The 591-nt window shown below is 70.7% G+C and carries 1 pseudogene; it reads left to right on the forward strand.

Annotated features, from left to right (window positions below):
- Window positions 1–285 precede the first annotated feature (285 nt).
- A pseudogene (locus IH13_RS0123180) lies at window positions 286–591 on the forward strand (ribosome maturation factor RimP); the annotation flags it as partial.

A 591-nucleotide genomic window follows, 5' to 3' on the forward strand; every position in this document is an offset into this window, starting at 1 on the left:
GGTCCTCGGGGGGCCGCCGGAGTCGCCGCCCCCGCAGCCTGTCAGTACCGCACCCAGGGCGAGGGCTCCCGAAGCGGTGAGCGCGCCCCTGCGCGTCGTCCCCGTGCGCCGCACTTGTCTCCTTAGGCCCGGTTTTTGGCAGAATCTGACCTGAAATGATCACCGCAGGTGAGCGTACCCGCGGCCGGGCGGGAGGCGGACGGCAACACCCCTGCGGACCGGATACCCTTTGACCTGACACGCGACGATCCCCACAACAGCACACGCGGCCGAGGAGTCACCCGGATGAGCACCACCCAGAGCGAGAGGCTGCGCGGACTGCTCGAACCGCTCGTCAGCGCCAAGGAGCTGGACCTCGAGGAGATCGAGGTCTCCCGGGCAGGCCGCCGCCGGGTGCTGCGGGTCGTCGTCGACTCCGAGGACGGCGTCGAACTCGACACGTGCGCCGAGCTGAGCCGCACGATCTCCGAGACCCTCGACGCGACCGACGCGATGGGCGAGGGCGAGTACGTCCTCGAAGTGAGCTCTCCGGGCGCGGACCGCCCGTTGACCGAGCACCGCCACTACGTACGCGCCACCGGCAGGCTGGGC

The sequence above is a fragment of the Streptomyces sp. NRRL WC-3549 genome (assembly GCF_000721935.1).
Taxonomy (GTDB): domain Bacteria; phylum Actinomycetota; class Actinomycetes; order Streptomycetales; family Streptomycetaceae; genus Streptomyces.